We start from the raw sequence: 20,546 nt of genomic DNA, 5'->3' as shown, positions 1-20,546 counted from the left end.
TTCCCCGGTTACATCCTGAACACGCCGAAGCGGCTCGGTTCGATGGGTGCGTTCAGCGATGCGGACAAGGCCAGGCCCAGCACATCGCGGGTTTGCGCCGGGTCGATGACGCCGTCGTCCCACAGCCGCGCGCTGGAATAGTAGGGATGTCCTTGTTCTTCGTACTGGTCGAGAATCGGTTGCTTGATCTCGGTTTCCTGGGAGGCGCTGAACGACTGGCCGCTGCGTTCGGCCTGCTCACGCTTGACCTGTACCAGCACGCCGGCCGCCTGTTCGGCGCCCATCACGCCGATTCGTGCGTTCGGCCACATCCACAAAAAGCGCGGATCATAGGCGCGTCCGCACATGCCGTAGTTACCCGCGCCGAAACTGCCACCGATGATCACGGTGAATTTCGGTACCCGGGCACAGGCCACGGCGGTGACCAGTTTGGCACCGTGCTTGGCGATGCCGCCGGCTTCGTATTTCTGCCCGACCATGAAACCGGTGATGTTTTGCAGGAACAGCAACGGTATCCCGCGCTGACAGGCCAGTTCGATGAAGTGCGCGCCTTTCTGCGCAGCCTCGGCGAACAGGATGCCGTTATTGGCCAGGATCGCGATGGGGTAACCGTGCAAGTGGGCGAAGCCGCACACGAGGGTCGTTCCGAACAGTGCCTTGAATTCATCGAACACCGAACCGTCCACCAGTCGCGCGATGATCTCGCGGACATCGAACGGCTGCTTGGCGTCGGCCGATACCACGCCGTACAGCTCGTCGCTCGAATACAGCGGGGCGATGGGCGTGCGTTGCTGCACATCGCCAAGCTTGCGCCAGTTGAGGTTGGCCACGCTGCGGCGGGCCAGTGCCAGGGCGTGTTCGTCGCTGTCGGCGTAATGGTCGGCGACGCCGGAAATCTTGCAGTGCACATCGGCACCGCCCAAGTCCTCGGCGCTGACCACCTCGCCAGTCGCCGCTTTTACCAGCGGTGGGCCGGCAAGAAAGATCGTCGCCTGCTGGCGGACCATGATCGCCTCGTCGGCCATCGCTGGCACGTAGGCGCCACCGGCGGTGCAGGAGCCCATGACCACGGCAATCTGCGGGATGCCTTGGGCACTCATGTTGGCTTGGTTGAAGAAGATCCGGCCAAAATGCTCGCGGTCCGGGAACACTTCGTCCTGGCGTGGCAGGTTGGCGCCGCCGGAGTCAACCAGGTAAATGCACGGCAGGCGATTTTGCTGGGCGATGGTCTGGGCGCGCAGGTGTTTTTTCACCGTCAACGGATAGTAGGAGCCACCTTTGACCGTCGCATCGTTGGCGACAATCATGCATTCGATGCCTTCCACGCGGCCGATGCCGGCGATCACGCCAGCAGCCGGGACGTCTTCGCCATACACCTCGTAGGCCGCCAATGGACTGATTTCGAGAAAGGGTGAACCTGGGTCCAGCAGTCGGTTGATGCGTTCACGCGGCAGTAGCTTGCCCCGTGAGGTATGCCGTTCCTGCGCCTTGGGGCCGCCGCCTTGCTGGACGTGCGTGAGCAAGATGCGCAGCGCCTCGACCTGTCCGAGCATGGCATCGCGGTTGGCGATGAACTCCGGCGAGCGTGGATTGAGCTGAGTGTGCAGCGTGGCCATGGTCAGCTCCGTTAGCGAGTTTCGTTAAACAGTTCGCGGCCGATCAGCATCCGACGAATCTCACTGGTGCCGGCACCGATTTCATACAGCTTGGCGTCACGCAGCAAACGCCCGGCCGGGAATTCGTTGATATAACCGTTACCGCCCAGGATCTGGATCGCGTCGAGGGCCATTTGCGTGGCGCGTTCGGCGCTGTAGAGGATCACCCCGGCGGCGTCCTTGCGGGTGGTTTCACCGCGTTCGCAGGCCTGGGCCACCGCATAGAGATACGCGCGGCTGGCGTTGAGCTGGGTGTACATGTCGGCGACTTTGCCCTGGATCAGCTGGAATTCGCCAATGCTCTGGCCGAACTGCTTGCGGTCATGAATGTAGGGCACGATCAGGTCCATACAGGCCTGCATGATGCCGGTAGGGCCGCCGGAGAGGACCACGCGTTCGTAGTCGAGACCGCTCATGAGGACTTTCACACCGCCGTTGAGCACGCCGAGGATGTTTTCTTCCGGCACCTCGACGTCATCGAAAAACAGCTCGCAGGTGTTGGAGCCACGCATGCCGAGCTTGTCGAATTTGTTGCTTCGGCTGAAGCCTTTCCAATCGCGCTCGACGATGAAGGCGGTAATGCCATGGGCGCCTTTTTCCAGGTCGGTCTTGGCGTAGATCACATAGGTGTTGGCGTCTGGCCCGTTGGTGATCCAGGTCTTGCTGCCGTTGAGCACGTAGCGATCGCCGCGTTTGTCGGCCCGCAGTTTCATCGAGACGACGTCGGAGCCGGCGTTCGGTTCGCTCATCGCCAGTGCGCCGACGTGTTCGCCGCTGATGAGCTTGGGCAGGTATTTTTTCTTCTGCTCATGGTTGCCGTTGCGGTTGATCTGGTTGACGCAAAGGTTGGAGTGAGCGCCATAGGAGAGGGCGACCGAGGCCGAGCCGCGGCTGATTTCTTCCATGGCGACCACATGAGCCAGGTAGCCCAGGCCGGCGCCACCGTATTCTTCCGCTACGGTGATGCCCAGCAGACCCATGTCTCCGAACTTGCGCCACATATCAGCGGGAAACAGATTGTCGATATCGATCTGCGCCGCCCGAGGCGCCAGCTCTGCCTTGACGAAGGCGTGCACTTGATCGCGCAACATGTCGATGGTTTCGCCGAGGGCAAAATTCAGGGATGGGTAGCTCATGGGGCACCTTTTTGGCTTTTTTATCGGCTGTGGTAGGTCGTAGGACCGTTCTCACCTTTACGTTAACGTAAATGTGGGATGAAGAGCTGTCAATGCTCTTTACGTTAACGTCAACTTGAGCCAGATTAGGTGCGCTTGGTTATAGGGGGGAGAAACTTGGGCCTGACCGAAAACGACCGGCTCTTGAATAGGCTGGCTGGCACATCGCAAATCCAAATACGGAAAAGCACAAAGGGGAGCCGAAGCTCCCCTTTAATTTTGTCGTCGCGTGCTCTTTTTTTATTATTGAGGGGCGGCCTGTTGTTGTTTTTGGTAGCCGTGACCCTTTACCGCTGTTTTTGGCGATCCCCATCCGGGATCAAGAGCAAACGTATTTTTTTGAGCGCTGACCTGCTTTTTCGCCTGGCGATCCAACCGATTCGGGAGCTACCTGAAGGTAGTTTTATTGTTCTCTGCCCGGTTGCGGGTTGCTCCTGGAAGCACCCTGAAAAGCACATCTTCTCCAAAAAAATCTGTTAGCTGCGTCTCTGCCGTGTTGTTCTTGTTATGTCAGAGTCGTTTCGTCTTGTTTTTATTGGTGTGTCGCTTTTTTTTTATTTTTGTTGTGCAAGAGATATAGCAGGTGCCGTGCCAACTTTTAAAAATATATGAAAATCAATGGGTTGCAGATTGTCACTGAAAAAGCTGGCGCGACAAACCTGACAAATTGTTTCCGTGTTACTCGTTTCACCCCTGTTACAAGCGGGGCGGTAACACCTCACTGTGCCAGCCGAGCCTTGGCGACACGCGAACCGGTCGGGCGACCTAGCACCTCGCAGATCTGTCGGCCCGCGGCGATCAAGGCGTCCAGGTTGATACCGGTCTCGATGCCCAAGCCATTGAGCAGGTACAGCACGTCTTCCGTCGCTACGTTACCGCTGGCCCCCTTGGCATATGGGCAGCCGCCCAAGCCGGCAATGGAGCTGTCGAACACTGCGATGCCCTCCAGAAGGCTGGCGTAGACGTTGGCCATCGCCTGGCCGTAGGTGTCGTGGAAGTGTCCCGCCAGTTTTTCCCGCGGCACGTGCGCTGAAACCACTTCGAACATCCTGCGCGTTGCGCCAGCGGTACCGGTGCCGATGGTGTCGCCCAGGGACACTTCGTAGCAGCCCATGGCGTATAGCTCCCTGGCAACCCAGGCCACTTGCTCTGGCTTGACTTCGCCCTCGTAAGGACAGCCCAGCACGCACGACACGTAACCGCGCACGCTGATGTCGTTGCGTTTCGCCGCTTCCATGATCGGGGCGAAGCGCTCCAGGCTTTCCTTGATAGAGCAATTGATGTTGCGCTGGGAGAACGCTTCGGACGCCGCGGCGAATACCGCCACTTCCTTGACCCCGGCCGCCAGCGCGTCCTCGAAACCGCGCAGGTTTGGCGCGAGGGCGCCGTAGGTGACACCGGGCTTGCGTTGGATTTGCGCAAACACCTCGGCGGAGCCGGCCATCTGCGGCACCCATTTGGGCGAAACAAAACTGCCGACCTCGATGTAACCAAGGCCGGCAGCGCTCAGTGCATCCACCAGGCGCACCTTGTCGGCGACGCTGATGGGCTGTGCTTCATTCTGCAGCCCGTCGCGAGGGCCGACCTCGATCAGGCGTACAAAGGAGGGAAGGGACATGGCGATTGACCTGTTAGTGAAAGGCGATAGTTCGCTGCGGCAGCGGGCTTGGCGACGTTATTGGACGCTTTCCTCACCCTTGATCGTCTGCTCCAGCGCCTGGATGCAGCGTTCTTCGGCGGTGTCGAGTTCCAGCTTCATCTGTTCGATGTCCAGCAGTTGTTGTTCGAGTTGTTCCCGGCGCTCGACGATTTTCGCCAGCATGCTGTGCAACTGCTTCTGATTGCCGCTGCTGGGATCGTAGAGTTCGATCAACTCACGGCACTCGGCCAGGGAAAAACCGATGCGCTTGCCCCGCAGAATCAGCTTCAGGCTGACTTTATCCCGGGGCGAATAGATGCGCTCCTGGCCACGCCGTTCCGGGCTCAACAGGCCTTGTTCTTCATAGAAGCGGATGGCGCGGGTGGTGATGTCCAATTCGCGGGCGAGGTCGGAGATGCTGTAGGTCTGGCTGCTCATGGAAGCGCTCGAAACAAAAGAGGTTGGCGCTAAGCTAATGGCAGCTTGACGTTCACGTCAAGCTGCGGGGTTTGCTCGCGAACGTTTACGCCGGCTATCGCTTCACACCACTTTGTCGAGCTTCTTCTCATGGGCCGTGACTTGCTGGCACAGTTCGATCATCTGTTCGCGCATCCAACGGTTCGCCGGGTCCTGATCAGTGCTTTCGTGCCAGTAGAGGTGGGTTTCCACCGGCGGTACGTCGTTGACCGGAAGCAGGAAGGCATGCAAGTCGTGACGGCGAGAAAAGCGCTCGGGAACCGTCATGACCATGTCGGTCTGCTGAAGCACTTGGGACGCCATTAGATAATGCTGCGAGCGCAGGGCGATCTTGCGCTGGATGCCCATTTTGCCCAAGGCCAGGTCGACATAGCCCAGACCGTTGCGGCGGCTGGAAATGTGCACATGGGTTTGGGACAGGTAATCGTCGAGGCTGATTTTATCCTTGCCTGCCAACGGGTGCCCCTTGCGCATGGCGCAGACGTAGCGGTCTTCCATCAGCTTGACGTGCCGCACCTGCGGGTCGGTATTGAGCGGCGCGTCGACGGCGAAGTCCAGGCGCCCGGCGGCCAGTTCCTTAGTGGTTTCACGGCGCTTGGAGAGGAAACTTTCGATGGCCACGGTCGGCGCCAGGCGACGCAGGCGCTGGAACAACGGGGGCAGGATCACGCCTTCGGTGAGGTCGGTCATGCTGATGCGGTAGGTCTTGACGGCCTGCAAAGGGTTGAAGATCCGGCTTTCCTGCACCGACACCCGCAGCAGCGACAGGGCGTTGCGCACCGGCCCGATAATGTTCTGCGCCATCGGCGTAGGCACCATGCCTTGGGCGGTGCGTACGAACAGCGGGTCGTTGAAGGTCTCGCGCAAACGCGCCAGGGCATTGGACACGGCCGGCTGAGTGATGCCAACGATCTGCCCGGCGCGGGTCAGGTTGGCTTCGGTGTAGATCGCATCGAAAACAATGAAAAGGTTAAGGTCGACCTTGCTCAGATTCATAGCGCTGCACTCTTATTCTTGGGCTTGTTATGAGGTGCCGGGTGGCAATGCGAATCAGTGAAACATATATCGGTGATGAATGTTAATACACGCCGAGAATAGGTTAGGTAAATTTTCGTAGCTGAACTAGCATCGATTTCATGACCTAAAAACAACCTCTGCCAAGAAGGTGCTGCCCATGGATTTTGCCTATTCCCCCAAGGTTCAGGAACTGCGTGAACGCGTAACGGCGTTCATGGATGCCTATGTCTACCCGGCTGAAGCCGTGTTCGAACGGCAAGTGGCTGAAGGCGACCGTTGGCAGCCCACTGCGATCATGGAGGAACTCAAGGCGAAGGCTCGGGCCGAGGGGCTGTGGAATCTTTTCCTTCCGGAGTCCGAGCTGGGAGCCGGCCTGACCAACCTGGAATACGCGCCGCTGGCGGAGATCATGGGACGTTCGTTGCTGGGGCCGGAGCCGTTCAACTGTTCGGCGCCGGACACCGGCAACATGGAAGTGCTGGTGCGTTATGCCAACGAAGAGCAAAAGCAGCGCTGGCTCGAGCCGCTGCTACGGGGCGAGATTCGTTCGGCCTTTGCCATGACCGAACCGGACGTTGCCTCTTCTGATGCCACCAACATGGCTGCCCGTGCGGAGCGCGACGGCGATCAGTGGGTGATCAATGGCAAGAAGTGGTGGACATCAGGTGCTTGCGATCCGCGCTGTAAAATCCTGATCTTCATGGGCCTGAGCAATCCCGACGCACCGCGTCACGCCCAGCATTCGATGATCCTGGTACCCGTTGATACCCCTGGGGTGAAAATCGTTCGGCCGCTGCCGGTGTTCGGCTATGACGATGCGCCCCACGGTCACGCCGAAGTGCTGTTTGATAACGTGCGGGTGCCGTACGAAAACGTCCTGCTGGGCGAGGGGCGCGGCTTTGAAATCGCCCAAGGTCGCCTGGGCCCGGGTCGGATTCATCACTGCATGCGTTCCATCGGCATGGCCGAACGGGCGTTGGAGTTGATGTGCCAGCGCGCCATCAGTCGTACGGCGTTTGGCAAACCGCTGGCGCGCCTGGGGGGCAACATCGACAAAATTGCCGATTCGCGGATGGAGATCGACATGGCTCGCCTGTTGACCTTGAAGGCGGCTTACATGATGGACACTGCAGGTAATAAAGTGGCGAAGAGCGAAATCGCCCAGATCAAGGTCGTTGCGCCGAACGTCGCCCTGAAGGTAATCGACCGGGCGATCCAGATCCACGGCGGCGCTGGGGTTTCCAACGATTTCCCGTTGGCCTATATGTACGCCATGCAACGCACCCTGCGCCTGGCCGACGGTCCGGATGAAGTCCACCGCGCCGCCATCGGCAAGTTCGAGATCGGCAAGTACGTGCCCAAGGAAATGCTCCGCAGCGGGCAGTGAGGATCACTTCAATCAGCCTACGCCATCATGAGCCTGCTCGTGATGGCGTACTTATATTACCTACCGGTCACTGATCGACCCTACTCCTTGACGCTCATGTATTCCTCGGCCCAGCGGATGTATTCCTCTGGCTGGGTGTAGGTGTGGGTCAGTTCGGTGGCGCTGAGGTCCGAAGCCTGCGTGAAGATCTGCCGCTGTTCCCGCAGGCTGTCATAAGTGGCCTTGATCGCGGCGAAATAGGCGCCGTGGCCATCGATGGTGACGCGTACGCCCAGCTCGGCGAGACGTTTGTCGTCACGCAACAGCGGGTTTCCGTAAGTGACCAGCATCAATGGCACGCTCAGGTTCTCGCTGATCTTTTCCAGGTGTTCGAAGTCCTGCACGCCCACCATGCAAATCCCGTCAGCGCCGGCGCGTTCGTATTGCTGGGTGCGGCTGATGATTTCCTGGACTGGCAGGATCCCGGCGTTGGTGCGGGCGATGATCGCCATTTCCGAATCGACTCTCGCTTCCAGCGCCGCGCGGATCTTGCCGACGCCTTCGGCCACGCTGATCAGGTCAGTGGATTTGCGGCCAAATTGCGCCGGGAGCAAGGTGTCTTCAATCGTCAACGCAGCTACGCCGGCACGTTCAAGCTCGATGATGGTGCGCATCACGTTGAGCGCGTTGCCATAGCCATGGTCGGCGTCGGCAATCACTGGCAGTTGAGCCACGCGACCGATGCGGGTGGCTTGTTCGGCGAACTCGCTGAGGGTGATCAAGGCAAAGTCCGGCGCGCCCAATACCTGCAATGAGGCGACTGAGCCGCCCAGGATACCCACTTCAAAACCCAGGTCGGCGGCAATGCGCGCCGACATCGGATCAAACACCGAGGCGGTGTGGTAGCACGTTTGGGAAGCCAGCAGTTGGCGAAAGTTACGACGCAAATCTTGATGGGAAAGCCTGGACATATGAGTTCCACCAATGGGAATGGAAGGGCTTGAGCAAAGATGTCAACGCCGAATGTCCAAAGGCTATCACGTGGCAGGCGAAAAGATGATGACGAATGCGCATGGGCCATGCTTTTCATTGCACCCAAAAAGGGCCGCAGACCGAGAAGGTCTGCAGCCTGGCAGAATGGTTATATCTACAAGCTACTGATCTTGGGTAGTTGTGCTCAGGATTTGCTTGATCTCATGGATATTCCCAACGTTGAAGCGGAATGACCATTCCGGGAGTTGGCATGGGGCCTCGCTCGATAGTTTTGTCGCAGTATCCACTACCTGAGTCCCTGCGCGTAGCAAAGGAGCTTCATCCCAATTATTCATCTGGTTAGTCATATTTTTTCCTTATCAGACTATCGGGCAGTCGGATGACTGCCCGGGGTTAAGAGCAATGACAGCGTTTCTATAAAAGTGCCATCCTTTGCCCTTGTTTCACGGGGTGTCAGTCTTGGACCGTTGTGCTCCAGAACTTCTTGATTTCATGGATGTTTGCTACGTTAAGGCGAGGTGTGAACCATTCCGCGCAAGGGAGGCTTTCGTGTTGATTGGAGTATCCAACACATTGATACTCGCACGCAGCAGTGGGAGTTCCTCCCAGTTCCTCATCAGGTTTTTCATTTTTACTCCTCTTTTAGTTATAGGGCGGCCAAGGACTGCCCGGGATTGAGCAAAGATAGCGTATCGGTAAATAGCGCTGTCTCTTGCGACGCTATGCCAGGATAAAGCGGTTTGTAATTATCATCGAAACACCAAGCTTCATCGGCTCTGATCGAATGTTCTGGATGAATAAGCAAACTCAACGATGCGGACATTGACCGGGGCGCAATCTGTCTATGAATTTCCCGCAAGGCGGGCATGAATATGACTTCGCCTGGCGCCAGTTTTACGCTTCGCTCGGTGCCTAGTCGTGGCGCCTTACCCATTTGTAGCGGAAGGTCATCAAGAATTTCACGAACAATTGTCGTGTAACCATCTCCGCTATAACCGACCGCATACATGTCGAAATCATGATTGTGGTTGAGGTTGTAAATGAATGTTTCACTCTCGTCATGGGTCTCTACGGGTGCCCAGAATCCCAGGCGGAGAGTGAACTCATCATTGCTGTGCAATACAAACGCATAAGCATTGTAAAGGCTGTTACGAATGGCGAATCCGTCGGCCTGGATCACGGCATGGAGATGTTGACTCAGAATAGAGCGATTCGAGGCCAGTTGGCGCAGGTCTTCAATGACATCGGCTTTGTCGCGCAGCAGATCATATGTTTTTATGCGTTTTATGAAAGTGTCCAGCTTCATGCCGCGGCCTCCAGCGGATGAAGCAAACTGTCGAGGCGCGCACTCTTGTGTTTTTTCAACAGCGCAACGTGCGCCAGCGCCTTGTGCCGGTCGGCCTCATAGAGTATTTGGAAGGCCTTCCATACCACGGCCGGATGATAGTGATAGATCAGTTCCTCGGCAACTTTGACGGCCTCGGGGTCTTGGATTGTTTCGAGCAGCTCGAGGCTGGTCAAGTAACGGGCAGCGCTTTCGTCGTGGGGCAACCAGGCTATTTTGCGCAAGGTAATACGATCGAATACGTTGATGTCCGCAGCTCTGTTTGGCAGATTGATTCGACCTGTCAGCTTGGCCGGCTTAGGGCAGGTTTGTATGTAATCGAATAAGGTATGACGGCCGTCAATTATTAACGGGTTTTTCTTATCGATAATAACCCTGTCGGCTTTTTCGATCCGATGCTCGTTGAGCGTGTATCGCTGGATTTCGAAGGGTCGATCAAGGGCGAATAAAATGCTTTGGCCAGGTACCGAGTACAGCGGTGACGAGCTGGCGTCAAACGTGGCGGATTTGATGCTTATATTACCGATGCTCGTCTGGTGCAGTACCAGGGTTCCGGTATGCGCGTTGGCGATATTCATGATTGTCGCCCGCCGGAATGATTTCCTGGAGAATTCTGGTTTGTCGATCAATTGGGAAATCAATTGCTTTGTTTCTGACGTCATGTCCAATGTTTTGATTTTTTTCGCTATATGCGTTGGCGAAAATTTCTTGGTAATTAAATTTTTTATCATGATCGTTTTCGTTGCAGTGGCTCGGTGTTGGAAAGTATGGAGTTGGGTAGGTAGGAGAGCAACTTTGTAATTGTCGATAAGTATTGCTGGCCGGCTATCGGGGCTCTTTCGGGTATGTAAAGAGTTGTTTTTTATTTGCTTTAATCGCTTCGCCCTCACATTGCGCGAGGGGAGGGAGTGTCAGGACGGGTAACCGGGAAGTTACGCTGCCTCAGTCTGTCGCCTTTGTCTGGGCAAGGCCACGGCGCGAACCGTGTCACCGGGTTGCACTTGCAGGCGTTTGGCGGTGGCGCGGTCGACGAGCAGGCTTTCGCCGTGCTGGTGCGCCCGTGCGCTGGTGATGCGGCAGTTTTCCAGGCGACGGTTATGAATCAGCCAGATCGGAGCCTGTTCGTCGGGCGTGCCGATCATCAAGGACAGCGACCGGCTGTCGCGCACGCTACGGATCGTCGATATCTGCGCCTCGATCACCGGCCCGGCATCGAAAATATCAACGTACCCCTTATGGACGAAACCTTCGGCGTTGAGGATCTTTAGGGCGGGTTCGGTGTCCGGATGCGCCTTGCCTATTACAGCCTGGGCCTGTTTGGTGAGCAGGCAGGTGTACAACGGTTGACGTGGCATCAGCTCGGCGATGAACGATTTGTTGCCCATCCCAGACAACTGATCGGCGCAGCTGAAATCCTTCTTGAAGAAGTGTCGCCCCAGGCTATCCCAAAATGGCGAGCAGCCTTGTTCATCCGCTTGGCCTCGTAACTCGGCGATCAGCTTTTCTCCAAACAACCGGGAAAATTCGGCGACGAAGAGCAGGCGTGCCAGGGACAACAAGCGCCCATTGTGGCCGCGACGCAGCTCTGGATGGAGGAATAACGAGCAGATTTTCGATTGCCCGGTCATTTCATTGTTGAGGAACAACGTGGGGATTTGCCGTTGGATGCCCAGCTCAGGCGCCGAGCTGACCGTTACACCGACGCGATAGTTGTACCAGGGCTCCCGTAGCCCGACGGCGCCAGTCAGTGCGCTGATGCCCACCACTCGACGGTCATCGTCCTCAAGCACGAACAGGTAGTCAGCGTCGGCCCGCTCGACCTGCCCGGCAAAGGTGCGTTGGGCCCAGCGCACGCGGTGTGCCAGGCGCTCCTCATTGGCCGGCAGGCTGGTAAACCCCGGGCCGGCGCAACGGGCCAGTTCCAGCAGGGCGGGGAGGTCGGTCAGGGCAACCGGGCGAACTATCATGACGTGGCTCCTTCATCATTCCGGGCACGGTCTTGGCACGAGGTACGCAATCGAACGCGTTTCATAGGCTGACCACCCGGACCCGATCGCCTTCTGCGATACCCAGCGCTGCCAGCATGTCGGGGGTCAGGGACACCGACTCTTCGGCGTTGACGTCCAGCTCGGCAATGATGGCCCGGTAGTTTCCAAGGCCATCATTGCTGACCAGGTAACGACCGCGGGCATCGATCTGCCGGCTCTGTCGCACGATGGCTGAACGGCTGTGGGTGATTGAGCGAATGTTGTTTATCCGGGCATGCAGCGTCGGCCCGCCGTCAAAGATGTCCACGTAGCTATTCGTTTCGAAACCCTCGCGCTCTAAAATGTCGAAGGCTTCCTGGCCATCGGGATGCACCCGGCCGATGCAGGCCTGCGCCTCTGGCGGCAGCATGGGGACATAGATCGGATACTGGGGCATCAGTTCGGCGAGAAAGGTACGGCTTTGCAGGCCGCACAGACGTTCGGCTTCGGTGTAGGGCAGGTCGAAGAAATGCTGGCCGACGGCGTCCCAGAAGGGCGACTGGCCGTCTTCACTGCTGAAACCGACGATTTCGGTGATTACCGCCTCGGCAAAGCGCTGGGGATGAGCACCGATGAACATCAGCCGGGCCCGGGAGAGCAGCTCCGATTCAGGCGTGCGCACGCGTGCGGCGTCGATGTGGAAACCGCGTAGCAGCGTCTGGCCGTTGAGGTCCTGGCACAACGACAGCGCTGGTACGCCATGCTGGATGTTCAGCTCCCGGGACTCGCTGGAAAACGGCCGGTTGCGCAGGCTGTAGAACGGTTCATTGCAACCGGTAGCGGCGACAATCTCCGAGCAGCCCACCAGGCGGCCTGACGCCAGGTCCTGCAAGACAAAAAAGTAGTTCTCTGCCCCTGGGACCTGCACATCGGCGTCGAAAGAGGCGCACGAAGTGAGGATTCGCTCCCGCAGGCGATCAGTGTCGTCAGGAAGCGAAGTGACACCTACCAGGCTGTCGCGGGCCAGTTGTTGCAACTGCGGCAAATCGCTTAACTGAACTGGACGTAGGGCCAGCATGGATAGCACTCCTGTTCAAAAGAGCCCGCTCTCAGGTGACGGGCTTGACGATCACTGTCGATGTCCACGCGTTGTAGCTTGTAGCCGAAATTTCATCACCGTCGTGTTATAGCAGCGGAGCGAGATAAGCACTCCAGGTCCGCACTGACTCGGGGCTGCGCAACTGGTCATTGCGTACTTCGATCAGCACTGAGTCCAGGCCGCGGCCGTCGCCGTGTACCGGAACTGTCATGTCGCTCAAGGGACTGACTTTGTAGGGCTGGTTACCGGCCGCCCGCAACGAATGTCGCCCGAGCCCGTCGACAATGCGCTGGGCGTAGTCCCTGGCTTCGCCAAACAGCACGCCGGCCTCGAGGGCGCGCGGTTGTCCATAGAAAACCGGTGTAAAACTGTGGATACCCACCACTCGCACGGTGCGGTTTTCGCCCAGGCGTTGGTCGATCAAAGCCCGCAATTGATCATGAAATGGATGGAAGAGACACTGTTGGCGATATTCGCGCGTTGCGTCGTCCAGGGATTGGTTACCGGGAACCTGATAGATCTCGCTTTGTGCCGGAATGCTGTCGGCGACGTGAAGTGGGCGGTTCAGGTCGATCAACAATCGCGAGTAATTAGCGCACAGCAGGGTCGCTCCGAGGGTTTCAGACAGCCGCTCGGCGAGGGCCAAGGCCCCAATGTCCCAGGCAATATGTTCCTGGGCGGCCGTTTCATCCAGGCCCAGGTCGTTCAGCGCGTCTGGGATGAAGCGGCTGGCGTGTTCGCAAACCAGCAGCACGGGGTGCTCAGAGTCTTCCCGGAGCAATCGGAACGCTGGCTTGGTGTACAGACCCCATTCGGTACATTCAATGGATTCACGCATAGTGCTCACAAAGTTTGGCAGGCGACGGTGCCTGGGCCAAGGCCAGCTTCTGGGCCTTCAAGGCGAAACGGGTTTGCACCAACGGGCCAGGCACGGATCGATGATCGGGTCTCTGAAGAGAGGAACCATGCTCCTTGCCTGGGATAGATACTGAGTTCTTCCGTAACTTGGAAAATAGTATTTGGTTAGCAAGGGGCGCATGTCCAGAGGTTTTTATGATCCGTTTAAAAAGCCCTGAAATTATCCAGAAGCCTTGTAGGGCAAGGGCCTGGCTCGAGTAATCGAGGTATGTCAGGCATTGCTCCTGCCTGTGTAGGAGAAGACGCCTTTTGTCTTGAATAATTGATTTCATATAAGGTGCTGTACAAGAAAGCAGGGGACTCTCCCGGTCATCAACTACCAAAATGCCTGAGTATCCAGCGTGCAAGCAACCCGCCTGACCTTGATGTGCCATGCGCGCACCGCCGCCCAGAAACAAGCACGCTTCGGGCTGGATGAGCCGTTGGATGTGGCCTGGCTGGCGAAGCGTGCTGAGATAGGACGTGAATACCGGAACGTCCGCGGTCTGCTGTGCGGGCCGGAGCTGCGCACGCGCCAGACCGCCGCGTTGTTGGACAACCAGCCGCGGCTGGTACAAGCGTTGGCCGATTGTGACTTCGGTCGCTGGCGGGGATTGTCTGTCGATGAATTGCTCCAGACTGAGCCGCAACAGCTTCAAGCCTGGCGCGACGATCCGGATGCCGCGCCGCATGGTGGTGAATCCGTCTCTCGCTTGTGTCGCCGTGTCGGCGACTGGCTGGCCTCCCTGGAAAATACACCGGGCCACTGGCTGGCCGTCACCCATCCGTTCGTAATCCGTGCGGCCTTGATCAATGTCCTCGGATGTCCTGTCGCCATGGTCAACCGGATCGACATTGAACCGCTTTCTGTCATCGACCTGCGGTTCAATCACGTCTGGCGGTTACGCGCTCAGGGGCCAGCCAGAGAGGTGCTGGAATGAAGAAATTATCAGTGATCGGCATCGGCGCTGGCGATCCGGACCACCTGACGATGCAGGCGGTGAAGGCCTTGAACCGGGTGGATGTGTTTTTCCTGATGGGCAAGGGACCCGCCAAGGACAAGCTGCTGGACCTGCGGCGTGACATTTGCCGACGCTACATCGTCGACCACCCCTACCGTTTCGTCGAAACCCATAGCCCTGAGCGCCAGCGCAATGACTTGGACTATACGATCAGCGTCGAGGAACTGAATCGTGCGAAGCAGGACACCTTCGAAAGATTGATCAATGAAGAGTTGTCTGACGGAGAGCGCGGCGGTTTCCTGGTGTGGGGCGATCCGGCGCTGTACGACAGTACCCTGCGTATATTGCAGGCGATCCTTGACTCGGGACGTTGTGTTTTTGAATACGACGTGATCCCTGGCATCACCAGCGTCCAGGCCCTCGCAGCACGACACAAGGTGCCGTTGAATGACATTGGTGGCTCGCTGGAAATCACCACGGGCCGCCGGCTGGCGGCGGGGCAACTGGGCGATGCGGGCAGCGTGGTGGTGATGCTTGACGCCGAGGATGCGTATCGCCAGGTGAGCGATCCCGATACCCATATTTACTGGGGCGCCTACGTGGGAACGCCGGATGAGCGACTCATCGCCGGCCGGCTGGGCGACGTGGCCGATGACATCGAACGCACCCGCAAGGCGGCGCGCCAGGTCAATGGCTGGATCATGGATACTTATTTGTTGCGCAAGCGTTGATAGCGTTGGCGACTCGATCGAACCGTGGCGAGGGAGCTTGCTCCCGCTGGGTTGCGCAGCAACCCCGATGGATAGATGCGCTCAACCACGCCCAAACCGCTCCCGATACACCGATGGCGCCAGCCCCACCACACTGCGAAACGCCACGCGGAAGCTTTCCACCGAACGGTAGCCGCACACCTGCGCGATGATGTCGGTGTTGTCCTCGGTACTTTCCAACAACTCCCGGGCCCGCGCCAGGCGTTCATGTTGCAGCCAAGCCTTGGGGGACAGGCCACAGGCCTCGGTGAAGCGGCGCAGGAAGGTCCGTTCGCTCATGGCCGCATGGCTGGCCAGTTCGCGCACGCCCAGCGGTTCATGCAGACGTTCGCGAGCCCACTGCATGACCCCGGACAGGTCGCTGCGCGGTGTTCGGCTGACCGGCGAGGGAATGAATTGCGCCTGGCCGCCCGTGCGCTGCGTTGCCATGACCAGTCGACGCGCCACGGCGTTGGCGACTTGGGTTCCGAAATCACGTGCCACCAGATGCAGGCAGGCATCGATGCCTGCCGCGCTGCCAGCCGAGGTGATGACCTGGCCCGAATCGACGTAAAGCACATCGGGGTCTACAGCAATGGCCGGGTAGTGTTCGGCGAGTTCGTCGGTGTGGCGCCAGTGCGTCGTGGCACCCAAGCCATCGAGCAGTCCGGTGGCCGCCAGGACGAAAGCGCCGGAGCAGATCGACAGCAAGCGGGCACCGCGGGCGTGGGCGCGACGCAGGGCCTGGAGCAGGGCATCGGACGGTGGATCGCTGCGGCTGCGCCAGCCCGGCACGATAATGGTCCGGGCCGTGTCGAGCAGCTCCATGCCGCCATCGGCCAATACCTGGAAGCCGCCCATGGCGCGCAACGGCCCGTCATCGACGGCGACGATGCGGTGCTCATACCAGGGGAAATCGAACTCGGGCCGTGCCAGTCCGAAAATTTCCACGGCGACGCCAAATTCGAAGGTGCACAAGCCGTCATAAGCGAGGATTGCAACCAGGCCGGGGGTGGGCTGCATTGGCGGAAAATTCCCACAGAGTGTCGTGTGCGCCACTGTAGCGGTTCGCTTCGGGTGGATAAAGTCTCTTACAGCCCTTTCTGTCCCAGGAGACAACACCGATGACCAGTCCCGTGCGCGAAGTACCTGCTGCCCCGTCCGATCTTGCCCTGCAACATTTCAGTCGTCGCTTGATGTTCGAAACCGATTGTTCCGACGTGCATGCCAGCCAAGCGGCAGGCGATGCCGATTTTGTGCTGGTGGATGTGCGTGGCCCGCTGGCCTACGAACGCGGGCACGTGCCAGGGGCGATCAATCTGCCAACCCGTACGCTCACCGCCCAGGCGCTAGCCGCTTATTCCAAGGCCACGTTGTTCGTGGTCTATTGCGCCGGGCCGCATTGCAACGGTGCCAACAAGGCTGCGGTGCGCCTGGCGACCCTGGGCTATCCGGTCAAGGAAATGATCGGTGGCGTCATGGGTTGGCTCGATGAGGGTTTTCGCCTGACCGGCTCGGTGGAGCGCGTGGCGGAGAAGGCCATCAGCTGCGATTGCTGAGACTTTTTACAAGCAAGGTCATCCTGTGGGGAGGGAGCATGCTCCCCCGCCACAGGCGCTTATCTGACAGGATTTTCCTAGATCCCATCGTCCTCAGCCAAGCCTGAGGATTTTTATAATTATTTGTCGCCTCAATATAATTCCCCGCCTGAGCGCCCCTCTAGACTCCGCCCACTTCGGTTTTTCGTTGACCGAACGCTGTTTCCGAACCTGCCAATAACATCAAGAAAACCTGCGCACTCAGGAGCAAAAATGAAGAAGCTAGTCATGTTCGGTGCCCTGGCACTGTCCGTGTTGTCCCTTTCGGCCGTGGCCGAAGACGCCAAGCCGATCCGCCTCGGGATCGAGGCAGGCTATCCGCCCTTTTCGATGAAGACCCCCGACGGCAAGCTGGCCGGCTTCGATGTTGATATCGGCGAGGCGCTGTGTGAGCAGATGAAAGTCAAATGCACCTGGGTCGAGCAAGAGTTCGACGGGTTGATTCCAGCGTTGAAGGTCAAGAAGATCGACGCCATCCTGTCGTCGATGACCATCACCGACGACCGCAAGAAAAACGTCGACTTCACTATCAAGTACTACCATACCCCGGCGCGTTTCGTGATGAAGGAAGGCACCGACGTCAAGGATCCGCTGACCGAGCTCAAAGGCAAGAAAGTCGGTGTGCTGCGCGCCAGTACCCATGACCGCTTCGCTACCGAAGTGCTGGTGCCGGCGGGGATCAACCTGGTGCGCTACAGCTCCCAGCAGGAAGCGAACCTGGACATGGTCGCCGGTCGCCTCGACGCCATGCTGGCCGACTCGGTCAATCTCGACGAAGGTTTCCTGAAAACCGACGCCGGCAAGGGCTTTGCCTTCGTCGGGCCGACCTATGAAGATGCCAAATACTTCGGCGGCGGCGCTGGCATTGCGGTGCGTAAGGGCGATAAGGCCCTGGCCGAGAAATTCAACGCCGCCATCAGCGAAATCCGCGCCAACGGCACCTACAAGAAAGTGCAGGACAAATACTTCGCCTTTGACGTCTACGGGCATTAATCGCTGAAGCAACCAGGTGGCCCGCCGTTGACCCGGCCGGCCACCTTTTTCATGGGCGATTGTTTTACCCTGCGCCTGTCGAAAACCGATATCCGGGAGAGACTATGCAACGCATCGACCATATCCTGCCATGGAGCCATTTAGGCACGGAGCGCCGGCTCAGTGTGTTTCGTTACGGCCACGGTCCGCGCAAGGCATACATCCAGGCCAGTTTGCACGCCGATGAATTGCCGGGCATGCGCACGGCCTGGGAGTTGAAACAGCGACTCAACGACCTTGAAACCCAAGGGCTGCTCAAGGGCGTCATCGAGCTGGTGCCGGTGGCCAATCCCATCGGCCTTGACCAGCACCTGCAGAGTGCCCACATGGGGCGCTTCGAACTGGGCAGCGGCAAGAACTTCAACCGTTCCTTCGCAGAACTCAGCGCCCCGGTGGCGGAGCGCATCGGGAACCGGCTGGGGGATGATCCCGCTGCCAATATCACCTTGATCCGCCAGACGATGGTCGAGGTCCTCGATGACTTGCCCGCGGCGCCTTCGCAACTCGAAGGGCTGCATCGGCTGTTGCTTCGCCATGCCTGCGACGCCGACGTCACGCTGGACCTTCATTGTGATTTCGAGGCCGCGATCCATCTCTATGCCTTGCCGCAACAATGGCCGCAATGGCGCTCACTGGCTGCGCGGCTGAAGGCCAGGGTGGCGTTGTTATGCGAAGATTCCGGTGGCAGCTCGTTCGACGAGTCCTGTTCCACGCCCTGGTTGCGCCTGGCGAGGACTTTCCCGAATGCGGCCATCCCGGCGGCCAACCTGGCGACGACGTTGGAACTGGGCAGCATGAGCGACACCCGGGTCGACCAGGCCCAGGCCAATTGCGAAGCCATCCTTGAATTCCTGGCTGAACAGGGCTTTATCGGCGGCGACTGGCCGGCTGCGCCAGCGCAATGCTGTGAAGGTTTCCCGTTCGAGGGCACCCAGTACCTGTTCGCGCCGCATCATGGCGTGGTGAGTTTCCTGCGCGAGGCGGGGGAGTGGGTTGAACGCGGCGATCCGCTGTTTGAAGTGGTCGACCCGTTGAATGACCAGGTAACCGTTGTTCGAGCCGGGACCAGCGGGGTACTGTTTGCCCTGGATCGCGGACGCTACACCCAGCCGGGCATCTGGCAGGCAAAAATCGCCGGGCGCGAGCCGATTCGCGCGGGCAAATTGATCAACGACTGAGAAGTGCTGTCTACCTCACCGCACGGGTCGTTTGCGTGCGGTTATCACTCGATGGAGGAAGACAGATGCTCAAAGCGTTCGCCCTGTTCATGCTGCTGGTATCCGCCGGCGTGCAGGCCCAACCTGCGCTGCACACGGACTTGCCGCTCAATTACCTGGCTCGCGCCGATGAGCAGGCCAGGAACCGGCCGCTGGTGATTTTCCTGCACGGTTCGGGCAGCAACGAAGAAGACCTGCTGTCGCTCGCGGACGAGTTGCCCAAGCACTACAACTACCTCTCGGTAAGGGCACCCAAGTCCATGGGACCGGGGCGCTACCAGTGGTTTGCCAAGAAAGGCGAGGGCGCCTATGACGGTGACACGTCAGACCTGAAGGCCAGCGGCCAGATGCTGTTGGATTTCATCGAAAAGGCCCGGGCCAAGTACCCGACCGATGCGAGCAATGTGTACCTGGTGGGTTTCAGCCAGGGCGCGATGATGAGTTATGAAGTGGCGCTGCGACACCCCGAAGCCGTCGGCGGCATCGCCGCGATGGGTGGGCGCGTCCTGCCGGCGCTGCGGGCTGAATTGACGCCAGACGAATCGCGGCGGGTGCTGGCGGTGTTCATCGGCCACGGCACGGCGGACCCGATCATTCCCTATCATGACGGCACCGACGCCGACACGTTTCTCAAGACCCTGGCTCTTGAACCTGAATTTCACGCCTATCCGGGCCTCGGCCACAACATCAGCGCGCTGGAAGTGAAGGATCTGCGGGCCTGGTTGGAGCGGCTTAACCCATGAGCGTCAGCCCCGTCACTTTCCGCTGACGATCTGCTTCACCAGAGCCTCGTGACCGGCGCTATCGCTGGCCCTGGAAATGACCTGCACCACCGCCATGCGCGTACCGGAGGCGCCCAGCAAGGTCGTGTCGAGGGTTGGCCCGCCGCCCTGGATGGCGCGGGTGTCGAGCTGGCGCAGGCCCAGGCCGGAGGTCTTTTGGGTCAGGCTTTTTTCGCTCAGTATCTTGACGTCGGCCAGCGTCTTGTTTTTCTGGGCGGCGAAATCGGCCATGGAGGTGTCGAGGAACGGACCGTCATTATCCTTCACCGTTGTGCCATTGATCAGGGCGTTCTCGGCGATGATCACCACCGTTCGGGTGGTGGCGTTGCTGTACATCGTACCGGTCGCTCCGGCGGTGCCCTGGGCCGCGTCACCGGCGGACAGGGGGGTGGCGATGAAACCCTTGGGCAAGGTGAAGCTGAATTTGCCGCCGAGCATCGAAACCTTCTGGGCCGGTGCCTGCGCCGCGGCTTTGGGCTGAGCGGCCAGGGCAGGCAATACGACCAGGCTGGCGATCGCCGTCAGCAACAGGGTGGCGGCTTGTTTACGCAGCGATGACATTGAAACTCTCCACGG

The 20,546-nt window shown here is 59.0% G+C and carries 20 protein-coding genes; 7 read left to right on the top strand and 13 right to left on the bottom strand.

The genetic code is table 11. The features are described 5' to 3' along the window. Positions 1 to 8 precede the first annotated feature (8 nt). The 5 genes from HU806_RS02440 to HU806_RS02420 all read right to left on the bottom strand — a co-directional run bounded on the left by HU806_RS02440 (position 9) and on the right by HU806_RS02420 (position 5,942). Entirely contained in the window at positions 9 to 1,616 is a 1,608-nt protein-coding gene (locus HU806_RS02440) for a carboxyl transferase domain-containing protein (RefSeq protein ID WP_186609732.1), read from the bottom strand. 11 nt (positions 1,617 to 1,627) lie between these two features. Further along, positions 1,628 to 2,791, bottom strand: coding sequence for an isovaleryl-CoA dehydrogenase (locus HU806_RS02435; protein WP_186609731.1), 1,164 nt, complete (start codon positions 2,789 to 2,791; stop codon positions 1,628 to 1,630). A 757-nt stretch (positions 2,792 to 3,548) separates the two neighbouring features. Beyond that, positions 3,549 to 4,448 (bottom strand): hydroxymethylglutaryl-CoA lyase, encoded by a 900-nt coding sequence (locus HU806_RS02430; protein WP_186609730.1) that lies wholly within the window; start codon positions 4,446 to 4,448, stop codon positions 3,549 to 3,551. Between the two features lie 57 nt (positions 4,449 to 4,505). Further along, complete coding sequence (locus HU806_RS02425; RefSeq protein WP_186609729.1) at positions 4,506 to 4,907, bottom strand: MerR family transcriptional regulator; 402 nt, start codon at positions 4,905 to 4,907, stop codon at positions 4,506 to 4,508. 102 nt (positions 4,908 to 5,009) lie between these two features. Further along, positions 5,010 to 5,942 carry a LysR family transcriptional regulator gene (locus HU806_RS02420; RefSeq protein WP_186609728.1) on the bottom strand — a complete coding sequence of 311 codons (933 nt, stop codon included), beginning with the start codon at positions 5,940 to 5,942 and terminating at the stop codon, positions 5,010 to 5,012. Between the two features lie 178 nt (positions 5,943 to 6,120). Here HU806_RS02420 and HU806_RS02415 point away from each other — a divergent pair, with 178 nt between their 5' ends. After that, the gene (locus tag HU806_RS02415) at positions 6,121 to 7,350 is read left to right on the top strand and encodes an acyl-CoA dehydrogenase (RefSeq protein WP_186609727.1); all 1,230 of its coding nucleotides are present in this window, start codon (positions 6,121 to 6,123) and stop codon (positions 7,348 to 7,350) included. A gap of 80 nt (positions 7,351 to 7,430) precedes the next feature. On the opposite strand, the gene HU806_RS02410 is transcribed toward HU806_RS02415, so the two are convergent. The 6 genes from HU806_RS02410 to HU806_RS02385 all read right to left on the bottom strand — a co-directional run bounded on the left by HU806_RS02410 (position 7,431) and on the right by HU806_RS02385 (position 13,571). Continuing rightward, the gene (locus HU806_RS02410) at positions 7,431 to 8,300 is read right to left on the bottom strand and encodes an oxaloacetate decarboxylase (RefSeq protein ID WP_186609726.1); all 870 of its coding nucleotides are present in this window, start codon (positions 8,298 to 8,300) and stop codon (positions 7,431 to 7,433) included. A 668-nt stretch (positions 8,301 to 8,968) separates the two neighbouring features. Beyond that, positions 8,969 to 9,628 carry a transposase gene (locus HU806_RS02405; protein WP_186609725.1) on the bottom strand — a complete coding sequence of 220 codons (660 nt, stop codon included), beginning with the start codon at positions 9,626 to 9,628 and terminating at the stop codon, positions 8,969 to 8,971. Then, positions 9,625 to 10,398 carry a hypothetical protein gene (locus HU806_RS02400; RefSeq protein WP_186609724.1) on the bottom strand — a complete coding sequence of 258 codons (774 nt, stop codon included), beginning with the start codon at positions 10,396 to 10,398 and terminating at the stop codon, positions 9,625 to 9,627. The genes HU806_RS02405 and HU806_RS02400 overlap by 4 nt, the downstream gene beginning before the upstream one ends. Before the next feature lie 201 nt (positions 10,399 to 10,599). Next, positions 10,600 to 11,634: an arginine N-succinyltransferase subunit beta gene (aruG, locus tag HU806_RS02395; protein ID WP_186609723.1), complete on the bottom strand. Its 1,035-nt coding sequence runs from the start codon at positions 11,632 to 11,634 to the stop codon at positions 10,600 to 10,602. Between the two features lie 61 nt (positions 11,635 to 11,695). Continuing rightward, the gene (gene astA, locus HU806_RS02390; RefSeq protein WP_186609722.1) at positions 11,696 to 12,712 is read right to left on the bottom strand and encodes an arginine N-succinyltransferase; all 1,017 of its coding nucleotides are present in this window, start codon (positions 12,710 to 12,712) and stop codon (positions 11,696 to 11,698) included. A 106-nt stretch (positions 12,713 to 12,818) separates the two neighbouring features. Beyond that, positions 12,819 to 13,571: an N-formylglutamate amidohydrolase gene (locus tag HU806_RS02385; protein WP_186609721.1), complete on the bottom strand. Its 753-nt coding sequence runs from the start codon at positions 13,569 to 13,571 to the stop codon at positions 12,819 to 12,821. Between the two features lie 421 nt (positions 13,572 to 13,992). On the opposite strand from HU806_RS02385, the gene HU806_RS02380 reads away from it, so the two are divergent. Both HU806_RS02380 and cobF read left to right on the top strand, forming a co-directional pair. Further along, on the top strand, positions 13,993 to 14,571 hold the full coding sequence (locus HU806_RS02380; protein WP_186609720.1) for a histidine phosphatase family protein: 579 nt from the start codon (positions 13,993 to 13,995) through the stop codon (positions 14,569 to 14,571). Further along, entirely contained in the window at positions 14,568 to 15,323 is a 756-nt protein-coding gene (gene cobF / locus HU806_RS02375; RefSeq protein WP_186609719.1) for a precorrin-6A synthase (deacetylating), read from the top strand. Before HU806_RS02380 ends, cobF begins: the two co-directional genes overlap by 4 nt. A gap of 81 nt (positions 15,324 to 15,404) precedes the next feature. Here cobF and ftrA read toward each other — a convergent pair whose 3' ends face one another. After that, positions 15,405 to 16,364 carry a transcriptional regulator FtrA gene (gene ftrA / locus HU806_RS02370; RefSeq protein WP_186609718.1) on the bottom strand — a complete coding sequence of 320 codons (960 nt, stop codon included), beginning with the start codon at positions 16,362 to 16,364 and terminating at the stop codon, positions 15,405 to 15,407. A 101-nt stretch (positions 16,365 to 16,465) separates the two neighbouring features. On the opposite strand from ftrA, the gene HU806_RS02365 reads away from it, so the two are divergent. From HU806_RS02365 to HU806_RS02350, 4 genes are all read left to right on the top strand, one after another. Further along, positions 16,466 to 16,900, top strand: coding sequence for a rhodanese-like domain-containing protein (locus HU806_RS02365; RefSeq protein WP_186609717.1), 435 nt, complete (start codon positions 16,466 to 16,468; stop codon positions 16,898 to 16,900). Positions 16,901 to 17,152: 252 nt separating this feature from the next. Next, complete coding sequence (gene aotJ / locus HU806_RS02360) at positions 17,153 to 17,932, top strand: L-arginine-binding protein AotJ (protein ID WP_186609716.1); 780 nt, start codon at positions 17,153 to 17,155, stop codon at positions 17,930 to 17,932. A gap of 104 nt (positions 17,933 to 18,036) precedes the next feature. After that, positions 18,037 to 19,149, top strand: a complete 1,113-nt coding sequence (locus tag HU806_RS02355; RefSeq protein ID WP_186609715.1) for a M14 family metallopeptidase — start codon at positions 18,037 to 18,039, stop codon at positions 19,147 to 19,149. A 65-nt stretch (positions 19,150 to 19,214) separates the two neighbouring features. Further along, the gene (locus HU806_RS02350) at positions 19,215 to 19,931 is read left to right on the top strand and encodes an alpha/beta hydrolase (RefSeq protein WP_186609714.1); all 717 of its coding nucleotides are present in this window, start codon (positions 19,215 to 19,217) and stop codon (positions 19,929 to 19,931) included. 12 nt (positions 19,932 to 19,943) lie between these two features. Here the strand turns inward: HU806_RS02350 and HU806_RS02345 are convergent, their stop codons facing one another. Next, positions 19,944 to 20,531, bottom strand: coding sequence for a DcrB/PsbP domain-containing protein (locus HU806_RS02345; protein ID WP_186609713.1), 588 nt, complete (start codon positions 20,529 to 20,531; stop codon positions 19,944 to 19,946). Positions 20,532 to 20,546 lie beyond the last annotated feature (15 nt).

The organism is Pseudomonas sp. SWRI154 (assembly GCF_014268645.1).
Taxonomy (GTDB): Bacteria; Pseudomonadota; Gammaproteobacteria; order Pseudomonadales; family Pseudomonadaceae; genus Aquipseudomonas; species Aquipseudomonas marvdashtae.
This window is presented reverse-complemented; position numbering and strand designations above follow the sequence as displayed.